12 protein-coding genes are annotated in these 10,912 nt (G+C 65.6%); all 12 read left to right on the top strand.

Annotation, left to right across the window (positions count from 1 at the left end):
* The 12 genes from HBE63_RS16180 to HBE63_RS16125 all read left to right on the top strand — a co-directional run bounded on the left by HBE63_RS16180 (position 1) and on the right by HBE63_RS16125 (position 10,855).
* Positions 1 to 843, top strand: coding sequence for a coniferyl-alcohol dehydrogenase (locus HBE63_RS16180; protein WP_166905645.1), 843 nt, complete (start codon positions 1 to 3; stop codon positions 841 to 843).
* A gap of 14 nt (positions 844 to 857) precedes the next feature.
* Positions 858 to 1,844 carry a cyclase family protein gene (locus HBE63_RS16175; RefSeq protein WP_208301464.1) on the top strand — a complete coding sequence of 329 codons (987 nt, stop codon included), beginning with the start codon at positions 858 to 860 and terminating at the stop codon, positions 1,842 to 1,844.
* Positions 1,845 to 1,850: 6 nt separating this feature from the next.
* Entirely contained in the window at positions 1,851 to 2,432 is a 582-nt protein-coding gene (locus HBE63_RS16170; protein WP_166905643.1) for an NADPH-dependent FMN reductase, read from the top strand.
* Positions 2,429 to 3,265 carry an alpha/beta fold hydrolase gene (locus tag HBE63_RS16165; protein ID WP_166905642.1) on the top strand — a complete coding sequence of 279 codons (837 nt, stop codon included), beginning with the start codon at positions 2,429 to 2,431 and terminating at the stop codon, positions 3,263 to 3,265. The genes HBE63_RS16170 and HBE63_RS16165 overlap by 4 nt, the downstream gene beginning before the upstream one ends.
* Positions 3,262 to 4,071, top strand: coding sequence for an SDR family NAD(P)-dependent oxidoreductase (locus tag HBE63_RS16160; RefSeq protein ID WP_166905641.1), 810 nt, complete (start codon positions 3,262 to 3,264; stop codon positions 4,069 to 4,071). The genes HBE63_RS16165 and HBE63_RS16160 overlap by 4 nt, the downstream gene beginning before the upstream one ends.
* 154 nt (positions 4,072 to 4,225) lie before the next feature.
* A complete protein-coding gene (locus HBE63_RS16155; RefSeq protein WP_208301142.1) occupies positions 4,226 to 4,891 on the top strand; it encodes a TetR family transcriptional regulator in 666 nt (221 codons plus the stop codon).
* The gene (locus HBE63_RS16150) at positions 4,888 to 5,082 is read left to right on the top strand and encodes a ferredoxin (protein WP_166905640.1); all 195 of its coding nucleotides are present in this window, start codon (positions 4,888 to 4,890) and stop codon (positions 5,080 to 5,082) included. Before HBE63_RS16155 ends, HBE63_RS16150 begins: the two co-directional genes overlap by 4 nt.
* A gap of 6 nt (positions 5,083 to 5,088) precedes the next feature.
* Positions 5,089 to 6,318, top strand: coding sequence for a cytochrome P450 (locus tag HBE63_RS16145; RefSeq protein WP_166905639.1), 1,230 nt, complete (start codon positions 5,089 to 5,091; stop codon positions 6,316 to 6,318).
* A gap of 27 nt (positions 6,319 to 6,345) precedes the next feature.
* Positions 6,346 to 7,515, top strand: a complete 1,170-nt coding sequence (locus tag HBE63_RS16140; RefSeq protein WP_166905638.1) for an amidohydrolase family protein — start codon at positions 6,346 to 6,348, stop codon at positions 7,513 to 7,515.
* On the top strand, positions 7,512 to 8,780 hold the full coding sequence (locus HBE63_RS16135) for a Xaa-Pro peptidase family protein (protein WP_166905637.1): 1,269 nt from the start codon (positions 7,512 to 7,514) through the stop codon (positions 8,778 to 8,780). The genes HBE63_RS16140 and HBE63_RS16135 overlap by 4 nt, the downstream gene beginning before the upstream one ends.
* Positions 8,770 to 9,903 (top strand): Xaa-Pro peptidase family protein, encoded by a 1,134-nt coding sequence (locus HBE63_RS16130; RefSeq protein WP_166905636.1) that lies wholly within the window; start codon positions 8,770 to 8,772, stop codon positions 9,901 to 9,903. The genes HBE63_RS16135 and HBE63_RS16130 overlap by 11 nt, the downstream gene beginning before the upstream one ends.
* The gene (locus HBE63_RS16125) at positions 9,896 to 10,855 is read left to right on the top strand and encodes an enoyl-CoA hydratase/isomerase family protein (RefSeq protein ID WP_166905635.1); all 960 of its coding nucleotides are present in this window, start codon (positions 9,896 to 9,898) and stop codon (positions 10,853 to 10,855) included. The genes HBE63_RS16130 and HBE63_RS16125 overlap by 8 nt, the downstream gene beginning before the upstream one ends.
* Positions 10,856 to 10,912: the final 57 nt, after the last annotated feature.

Raw genomic sequence — 10,912 nt, 5'->3', positions numbered from 1 at the left:
GTGACCTCTCTCGATGAGCTGGTGCGCTACGACGGTAAACACGTTGTGGTCACCGGCTGCGGGTCGGGCATCGGCGCCGAGGTCACTCGTGCGCTGGGAGAACTCGGCGCCCGGGTGACGGGCCTGGACATCCGGCCACCCGATCACCTGCCCGACACCTTCATCGAACTGGACCTGGCGGACCCGGCGTCCGTCGACCGGGCTGCCGGCGCGGTCGACGCGCCGGTGGACGCCCTGTTCAACGTGGCCGGGGTGTCGTCGGGCATCGGCAATCCGTTGTTGGTGGTGCGGATCAACTTCCTGGGCACCCGGCAATTCGCCGAGGCGTTGGAGGGCCGCATCCCAGCGGGTGGATCGATCACCTCGGTGTCCTCGCTGGCGGCGTCGGGCTACCGCGAAAACCGGGCGACCACGGTGGGGTTGGTCAAAACCCGGTCGGTGGACGAGGGACTGCGGTGGTGCGCTGACAATCCCGAGGCGCTGGCCGACGGGGGCTACCGGTTGTCCAAGGAGGCGACGATTCTCTACACGATGTTCCGGGCCACCGAACTCGGCGCTCGCGGGATCCGGATCAACTGCACGGCACCGGGGGTCACCGAGACGCCGATCCTCGACCAGTTGCGCACGGCGTACGGGAAGCGGTTCTTCGATTCGTTCACCACTCCGCTGGGCCGCAAGTCCGAAGCCGCCGAACAGGCTGCGGTGCTGGCATTCCTGGGCAGCGCGGCGGCCAGTTACGTGACCGGGCAGGTGATCTGGGCCGATGGCGGCATTCTCGCCCAGCGGGAGTCGGCGTTGGTCGATCCTGTAGAGGACACTGCAGACGAAGGGCAGAGGAGCTGAGCGTGGCCGGGACGATGCGCGACTTCCGCAAGGTCGCCGACGATGTGCGTAACTGGGGCCGCTGGGGCGATGCCGACGAACTCGGCACCCTGAACCTGATCACCGCCGAGAAGGTCGCGCAGGGGGCGTCGCTGGCCAAGCAGGGCAAGGTCTTCGCGCTCGGGGTTGACTTCTCGTCAGCCGGCCCGCAAGGGGCGTTCCAGTTCCGGCAGAACCCGACGCATGTGATGACGGTCGACGGCGGGGACGCTCACACGCTGGCGCAGTATGGCCCGCAGTGGCTGCGCAATTCGGTGGCCCACGAGGTCAGCGGGTTCTTTGTGGACAATCCGTTCCGCTTCAACGACGACATGATCGTCATGCCGCTGCAAGCGGCCACGCAGTGGGATGCGCTGAGCCACGTCTACTACGAGGACAAGCTGTACAACGGCTTTCCGGCCGATTCGGTCACGAGCTTCGGTGCCTTCCACTGCGGCATCGACAAGGTGGACAGCAAGGGCATCACCTCGCGCGGGGTACTGCTGGACGTGGTCCGCCACCGGGGTGCCGGGCAGTTCCTGGAACCGGGCAATCCGATCACCCCGGCCGAACTCGACGAGGTGGCCAGGGCGCAGGGCGTGGCCATCACCGCCGGTGACATCGTGGCGGTGCACACCGGCTGGTGGACAAGGTTTTTGGCCAACGGAGACGGGGCTGAGCCCGGATCGGGACTGGACTGGCGCTGTGCCTCGTGGCTGCACGACCACCAGGTGGCCGCGGTCGCCGCCGACAACCTGATGGTCGAGGACCCTGACCCGGCCAACGGCGTCAAGGGCACGTTCCTGCCGATGCACATGCTCTGCCTGCGCGACATGGGCCTGATGCTCGGCGAGTACTGGGACCTGGGCGCGCTGGCCGCCGACTGTGCGGCCGATGGCGTCTACGAGTTCCAGCTCATCGCCCCGCCGCTGCGGGTGACCGGAGCCGTCGGATCGCCGGTGAATCCCATTGCCATCAAGTGAGGAACGATGACGACAGCTGAGAAGGTCCCGTTCGTGGTCGGGCTCGGCGGCACCCTTCGCGCGAACTCGTCGACCGAGCGGGTGGTGCGGTACTGCCTGGAGTCAGTGGAGAGGCAAGGGGGCCGAACCCGGATGTTCGCCGGGCCGGACCTGGAACTGCCGATGTATGCCCCACATTCGTTGGAACGCACACCCGCGGCGCTGGAGTTCGTCTCCGCGCTACGGGACGCTGACGCCGTGGTGGTGGGCTCGCCCGGATACCACGGTGCGATCTCGGGTCTGGTGAAGAACGCGCTGGACTACATCGAGGATCTACGGGAGGACCCTCGGGTGTACCTGGACAACACCCCGTGGGGTTGCATCAGCTGTGCCTACGGCTGGCAGGCCGCGGTGGGGACGCTGGGGCAGTTACGCTCGATCGGTCACGCGCTGAGGGCCTGGCCGACGCCACTCGGGGTGGCGATCAACTCCGCCGATCAGATCTGGGACGAGGCAGGCGAATTGGCCGATGGGCCGGTGCGCGGCCAACTCGACATGCTGGCCACCCAGCTACTGACCTTCCGTCGATCCAAAGGAGCGGCCCAATGACGGCTCAGCACGCGTTCGCCCGCAAGACCATCGACGTCGACGGCCTGACCACCAGCTACCTCGAGGCAGGTGTAGGTGACCCCGTCGTCCTGCTGCACGGTGGTGAGTTCGGTGTCAGTGCCGAACTGAGTTGGGAGCGGGCCATCGACACGCTCGCCGGGCACTACCGGGTACTCGCCCCGGACATGCTCGGATTCGGTGGCAGCGCCAAGGTCATCGACTTCAACGACGGCCGGGGCATGCGGATCCGGCACATTGCCCGGTTCTGCGCCGAACTCGGGGTCGCCTCAGCGCATTTCGTCGGGAACTCGATGGGCGCGATCAATCTGCTGGTCGACGCGACCTCGGATGCGCCCCGGCTCCCCATGCTGTCGCTGGTCGCGATCTGCGGGGGAGGGGAGATCCAGCGCAACGAGCATTCGGCGGCGTTGTACGACTATGACGCCACGCTGGACGGGATGCGACGCATCGTCACCGCACTGTTCGCCGATCCGGCCTATCCGGCCGATGGGGCTTATGTGCAGCGGCGGTACGCGTCGAGCATCGCGCCGGGGGCCTGGGAAACCTTGGCCGCGGCCCGGTTTCGGCGGCCCGGCCTGGAAGCGCCGGCGTTGCCGTCGTCGCAACGGGCATATGACCGCATCGGTGTGCCGACCATGATCATCGAGGGGGATCGTGACAAGCTGCTGCCGTCCGGATGGGCCGCCGAAATCGCCGGCCAGATCGCGGGCGCCCGGAGCGCAGTGATCGACGGAGCGGGCCACTGCCCGCAGATCGAACAGCCCGCCGCGCTCACCGCGGTGCTGCTGGAATTCCTGAAAGAGGTGCAATGAGTAACGAGCTGGCCGGAAAAGTCACAGTGGTCACCGGCGGGGCCTCGGGTCTCGGCGAAGGTCTGGTGCGCCGATTCGCGGCCGAGGGCGCCCAGGTGATGATCGGTGACATCGACGAGGATCGGGGCAAGGCACTGGCCGACGAGCTCGGCGAGAACGCCCGGTTCCTGTTCACCGATGTCGGCGAAGTCGAGCAGGTCGGCCGTCTGGTGTCGGGCGCGGTGGAAACGTTCGGTGGCCTGGACGTCATGGTCAACAACGCCGGGGTCTCGGGCCGGATGCACCGTCGCTTCCTCGACGACGATCTCGCCGATTTCGACACCGTAATGCGGGTCAATGTCCGTGCAGCGATGGCCGGCACCCGCGATGCTGCGCGGTACATGTCCGAGCACGGCGGCGGATCGATCCTCAACCTGACCTCGATCGGCGGGATCCAGGCCGGCGGCGGTGTGATGACGTATCGCGCGTCGAAGGCCGCGGTCATCCAGTTCACCAAGTCCGCGGCAATCGAATTGGCCCATCACGAGATCCGGGTCAACGCCATCGCGCCGGGAAATATCCGTACGGCGATCGTGGCCAAGTCGGCCTCCCCCGATGAGCGTGAGCGCATCGAAGAGTTCGAAGCCGGGATCCGCGCCCAGATGCGCAACGACCGCCCGCTCAAGCGGGAGGGAACGGTCGAGGACGTGGCCGAGGCGGCGCTCTACTTCGCCACCGACCGGGCGCGGTACGTGACGGGTACCGTGCTGCCGATCGACGGGGGCACCGTCGCGGGCAAGGTCATCGTCCGCAAGCCCAAGCCGTAAGCTCCGGCGCCGACACTAGGTTTTCTGGCCGAAAAACCCGGTTACCCAGCCAAAAAGCGTGGTTTCGGCGAGCCGGCGGGCAGGTGTCGACCGGCCGCGGACAGATTTAAATCAACTGCTTGACTTAATTACAGCGAGGGCGTTGACTGTAACGGTGACAGCAGCCAATCGGACCGCTCGCGCCGACCGAGCCAGCAGCACCCAGGAGGCGATCCTCAAGGCGGCCGAGCGGCTGTACGCCGAGCATGGTGTGTTCGCGGTGTCCAACCGGCAGGTGAGCGAGGCTGCCGGGCAGGGCAACAACGCCGCGGTCGGCTACCACTTCGGCACCAAGACCGACCTGGTCCGCGCGATCGAGCACAAGCACCGCGGCCCGATCGAAGACCTGCGTGAGCAGATGATCGCCGACACCGGTGACGCGTCGGGACTACGGGACTGGGTCGCCTGCCTGGTGCAGCCGCTCACCGATCACCTTGCGGCGCTGGGGAACCCGACCTGGTACGCCAGGTTCGCCGCCCAGGTCATGACCGATCCTGCCTACCACAACATCGTGGTCCGCGACGCCCTGAGTTCGCCGTCCCTGGTCCAGGTCATCGACGGCATGAACAACTGCCTACCCGACCTGCCCGACGAGATCCGGGCGGAAAGAAACATCATGGCGCGCAACCTGTTGATGCACAGTGCCGCCGATCGTGAACGTGCGATGGCGCAGGGCGGCAACGTGCCGCGGGCGTCCTGGCAGGGCGCGGCATCGGGACTGATCGACGCAATCGTCGGCCTCTGGATGGCGCCGGTTACTCAAGAAAGCGACCTCATATGAAAGTCACTGTCGACCAGGACAAGTGCGTCTCGTCGGGGCAGTGCGTACTGAACGCCGGCGAGGTATTCGACCAGCGCGACGACGACGGCGTCGTGGTCCTACTCGATCCTGCCCCCGACCCGGACCAAACCGACAATGCCCGCCGCGCCGCAGCGGCCTGCCCAGCCCTAGCCATCGAGATCGAGGAATGACACCGAATGTCTGAAGCCCTTGCCGACTCCGTGACCACCACCGACATCCCCGACTACCCGATGGAACGCGACGTGCGGTGCCCGTTCGCGCCGCCGCCGCCCATGTTGGGAAGCCCCAAAGGCCTGTTCCGCGTGAAGATCTGGAATGGCAGTACGCCCTGGCTGATCACCGGCCACGAAGAGGCCCGCGCGCTGTTCTCCGACTCCCGAATCAGCGTCGACGACCGGATCTCGGGTTTCCCGCACTGGAACGAGCACATGCTCTCCACCGTCGACAAGCGGCCGCGCTCGGTGTTCACCTCCGATGCCGAGGAGCACACCCGGTTCCGCCGGATGCTGTCCAGGCCCTTCACGTTCAAGCGTGTCGAGGGCCTGCGGTCAGCCATCCAGAAGGTCACCGACGAGTGCATCGACAAGATTCTGGCCGGTCCGAAGCCGGCCGACATGGTCGCCGAACTCGCACTGCCGGTACCCACCGTGGTGATCAGCGAGATGCTCGGTGTTCCTTACGAAGACCACGAGTTCTTCCAGGAGCACGCCAATGCCGGCCTGGCCCGCTACGCTGCCGCGGACGCCATGCAGAAGGGCGCGATGAGCCTGCACCAGTATCTGATCGACTTGATCGAGAAGAAGCAGGCCGATCCTGCCGAGGATGCGGTGTCGGATCTGGCCGAGCGGGTGACCGCCGGCGAGATCAGCGTCAAGGAAGCCGCCCAGCTCGGCACCGGTCTGCTGATCGCCGGACACGAGACGACGGCGAACGTCATCGGCATCGGCATCCTGGCGCTACTGGAGAATCCTGAGCAGGCCGACTTCCTGCGCAACACCGAGGATCCGAAGGTCATCGCCAACGCGTGCGAAGAGTTGATGCGCTACCTGTCGATCATCCAGAACGGCCAGCGCCGCATCGCCACCGAGGACATCGAGATCAGCGGTGAGACCATCAAGGCCGGTGACGGCGTCATCATCGACCTGGCCCCGGCCAACTGGGATGCAAAGGCCTATCCGGAGCCCGACAAGCTGGACCTCAGCCGGGATGCCGGACAGCAATTGGGCTTCGGCTACGGCCGCCACCAGTGCGTCGGACAGCAGTTGGCGCGCGCCGAACTGCAGATCGTCTTCCACACCTTGCTGCGCCGCATTCCGACGATGCAGCTGGGCATCCCGTTCGATGAGGTGCCGTTCAAGCACGACCGCCTCGCCTACGGCGTCTACGAACTTCCCGTGACCTGGTAACCGACAGCCCTGATTGGAGTACCACCCATGACTGCTTCGACGACCCTCTATCCGCCGGAAGGTTTTGGTGCACCGAAGAATCGCCGCGGCCACGCCTCAGCGGACGGACTTGCCAACCTTCCACGAGGCACCACGATCTTCTCGGCCGACAATCACATCTCGGTGGCCGACGACATCTTCTACGAGCGTTTCCCCGACGACCTCAAAGGTGCCGCCCCTCGCATCTGGTACGAGGACGGCGCCTACATGGTCGGGATGAAGGGCAAAGCCTGGACGGGCGGCGATTTCGGTCGGGTGCTCATGCAGTACGACGATCTGGCCGGTGCGGCGTCCAACAACATCGCGGCCCGCATCCGCGAGCTCAAAGAAGACGGTATCGACAGGGAGCTCGCCTTCCCCAACGCCGTGCTCGCTCTGTTTCACTACCCGGACAAGGGGATTCGTGAGCGGGTGTTCCGCATCTACAACGAGGTGATGGCCGAACTTCAGGACAACAGCAATGGCCATTTCTACGGGGTCGGGTTGATCAACTGGTGGGATCCGGCCGGCACCCGCAGTACCCTCGAGCAGCTGAAATCGCTGGGACTCAAGACGTTCCTGTTGCCGCTGAACCCGGGCAAGGACGACGAGGGCAACATCTACGACTACGGCAGCACCGAGATGGACGCGGTCTGGGACGAGATCGAGGCCGCCGGCCTGCCGGTCAGCCACCACATCGGAGAGACCCCGCCCAAGACCCCGTGCCAGAACAACAGCGTCGTGGTCGGCATGATGGTCAACGTCGACTCCTTCCGTGAGCAGTTCGCCAAGTACGTATTCTCCGGAATCCTGGATCGGCATCCGAGCCTCAAGATCGGCTGGTTCGAAGGTGGAATCGCCTGGGTGCCGACGGCGTTACAGGACGCCGAGCACATGCTGGCCTCCTACCGGCACATGTTCAACCACGAACTGCAGCACCCGGTCCGGCACTATTGGGACCAGCACATGGCCGCCTCGTTCATGGTCGATCCGCTCGGCCTGCGGCTCATCGATGAGATCGGCGTCGACAACGTGATGTGGTCCAGCGACTATCCGCACAATGAATCCACCTTCGGCTACTCGGAAAAGTCCCTGGCCACGGTGGTGGACGCGGTCGGCCCGGAGAACGCCGTCAAGATCGTGTCCACCAACATCCAGAAGTTCCTGGGGCTGCGATGACCACTTCGACTCATTCGGGTGTCACGCAGATCGCCCGGACCGGCTTCACCCCGCTCGACATACCCGAGGAGCCTGACCTCGCCCGGATGCGTCGCGAGGTCGGCGTGCGTCTGCACGCCGCAATGGCCGACCAGGGTGTCGACGCGCTCGTACTGCTCGGCAACAGCAACGTCATGTACGCCACCGGCATCGCCTGGCCGCTGGCCGACGCGGGACTGTCGCACGTCGAGCGGCCGATCGCGGTCGTGCTGGCCGACGACGAACACCCGCACCTGTTCCTGCCGTTCCGTGAGGGCGTGGCCATGGAAACAGAACTGCCCGATGACCACCTGCACGGTCCGGTCTATCTCGAATTCGACGAGGGCGTAGCGGAATTCGCGAAGGTTCTGGCCAGGTTGGTGGCCGCTGGTGCGACGATCGCGACCGACGAGTTGACCGGGGCGATGCGGCTGGCCGGCAGCGCACTGTTCCCCAGCGCACCGGTCGATGCCGCCCCGGTGATCGGTGCGGCGAAACTCGTCAAGACCATTGACCAGATCGCCTGTGTCCGCCGGGCTTGTCAGATCACCGAACAAGCCGTCGCCGAGATTCACAAGTCATTGGCTCCCGGTGTGCGCCAGATCGATCTGTCCGCCGAATTCGTGCGCCGCACTTTCGAACTGGGTGCCACCACCAACATGTTCGACTCGATCTGGCAGGTCATGCCCGCGTCGAAGGCGGAGGGCCGCTGGACCACCACCGGCGACCTCGCATTGCCCCTGCTGACCACCGAGCGCGAGTTGCAGCGGGGCGATGTGCTGTGGACCGACGTGTCCATCGCCTACCACGGCTACTGTTCCGACCACGGGCGTACGTGGATCGTCGGTCAGGATCCGACGCCTGCCCAACAGGAGCAATTCGACAAGTGGAGCCGCATCGTCGACGCGGTGCTCTCGGTGACCAAGGCCGGTGCCACCTGTGGTGACCTCGGTCGGGCGGCGACCGCGGCCGGCGGCGGCCAGAAGCCCTGGTTGCCACACTTCTACCTGGGGCACGGCATCGGTACCAGCGCAGCTGAAATGCCGATGATCGGAACGGATCTCGGCCAGGAGTGGGACGACAACTTCGTCTTCCCGGAAGGCATGTTGCTGGTGTTCGAGCCGGTGGTCTGGGAGGACGGCACCGGCGGCTATCGCGGCGAGGAGATCGTGGTGGTAACCGAGGGTGGCTGGATGCCGCTGACCGCATATCCGTACGACCCCTATGAGGTGTCCCGTGGGAACTGAAATCGAGGCCGATGGCCGGGCGCTGCGCGTCAGCCGTCGAGAACGCGCCATCGCACAGATGGAGGCCCATGACCTCGATGCGCTGGTACTCGGCCGACAGGCCAACGTTCGGTACATCTCCGGCGCCCCACAGCTGTGGGTGGTGGGTACCAGGCCGTTCGGGCCGATCTGCACGTTCGTCCGCTCGACGGGTGAAATCCACCTGAACAGCACGTGGGACGAGGGCATCCCCGAGGAAATCCCGCACGAGAACCTGTACGGCTTCGCGTGGAACCCGATGACTCTGGTTGATGTGCTCCGCAACATCAAGGGCTCCGATTCGGCGTGGCGCATCGGAACAGATGCTCTGACACCGACGTTCGCCAAGTTGCTGCCGATGGCCTTCCCCAACGCAGAGCTGGTCGACGGTGAGCAGGCGATGCGGGCTGCGCGTCGCGTCAAGACGCGTGAGGAGATCTCGGCACTGCGCCGTGCGTTGGTGGTCGCCGAAGAGGGCCTGGCCAAAGGCGTAGCCGAGCTGGTTCCGGGAACCACCGAGAAGAGCCTTGCCGGTGCGATATTGGAGGCCGAAGCCGCCGGCGGGGTGAGCACCCCAGCCACGCAGGACGCCGCATGGGTCACCTCGAAGGACCATCCGTGGCGTCGTGCCGAAGGCGACGGTCGAGTGAGCGAGGGCGACCTGGTGGCCCTGTCTGCGGGTGTGCTCGCAGACGGCTACGTCGCGGAGGTCGCGCGCACGGTTTACGTAGGGGAATCGACGGATGCGGTTCGATCGCTGTACCGGCGACGGGATGACCTGTGGGACAGGCTGCGTGACGCCTGCCGCGCCGGTAAGCCGACCAGTGCGTTGCTCGATGCGTACGACCAGGCCGGCGAACCGGTACCGGCGATGCCGGTGGCGCACGGGCTCGGGTTGGGATTCGACCCGCCGGTGGTGTCCCCGAGCCTGCGGGCGACCGCCGAGGCCGACATCCTCGAGGAGGGCATGGTCCTCGCCGTGACTGGCTACGTGTGGGAGCACGGTGTCGGCGCGGTGTTCACCCGCGATGCCGTCGTGGTCGGTGCCGACGGCCCCGAGGTGCTGACCCACGCCCCGTCAGACAGTGAGGCGACACATGCCTGAGCGGCCCAGTCCGGAGGAGATCATTCTCTACGAGAAGGACCCCAAGACCAAGATCGCCACCATCACGTTCAACCGGCCGGAGTTCCTCAACGCACCGACGTCGATGGCCCGGCTGCGCTACGCCGACGTGTTGCGGGCAGCCAACGCCGACAACGACGTCAAGGTGGTGATCATCCGCGGAGTCGGGGACAACCTGGGCAGCGGGGCGGATCTGCCGGAGTTCATGGAAGGCAACGACAACCCGGCGGTGCGGCTGGCGGAGTTGCGGCTCGAGGACGACGGCGTGGGGGAGGTGACCTACCCTCCGAAGGGTACTTTCCGCAACGGGGCCACCATCAGCTCCTGGTATGCCAACTCCCAGGCCGGGAACCGCGCCCTGCAGGACTTCAAGAAGATCAGCATCGTCGAGGCCAAGGGTTACTGCTACGGCTGGCACTTCTATCAGTGCGCCGATGCGGATCTGGTGATCTCGTCCGACGATGCCTTGTTCGGGCACCCGTCGTTCCGGTACCACGGCTGGGGGCCACGCATGTGGACGTGGGTCCAGATGATGGGGCTGCGCAAGTTCCAGGAGATGGTCTTCACCGGCCGGCCGTTCACCGCCTCCGAGATGTATGACTGCAATTTCCTGAACAAGGTGGTGCCCCGCGACCAACTGGAAGCTGAAGTGCAGAAGTACGCGCTGGCGTGTACCCGGAACCGACCCGTGGACACCGTCTTTCAGCAGAAGATGTTCTTCGAGATCTTCAAACAGCAGCAGGGTGAGTACATGGGCAGCCTGCTGTCCGCGTTCTTCGAGTCGATGGGCAACGGGGTCGCCAACGACAGCGATGACGACCTGGACATGTTCGACTCGATCGATTCCGGACTGTCGGCCGCCGTGAATGACAACGACAGCAAGTTCCCACCCGATTTCCGGTTGAGTAAGAAGAACCGGGCCAAACCTGAGTAGCCGGCGAAATGGCATTCCAGCAGCGAAAGGCCGAGTGGCGGCCGGCTGGAATGCGAT

The sequence above is a fragment of the Mycobacterium sp. DL440 genome (assembly GCF_011745145.1).
Classification (GTDB): domain Bacteria; phylum Actinomycetota; class Actinomycetes; order Mycobacteriales; family Mycobacteriaceae; genus Mycobacterium.
Note: the sequence above shows the minus strand (reverse complement) of the source record. Positions and strands in the feature narration are given on the sequence as shown.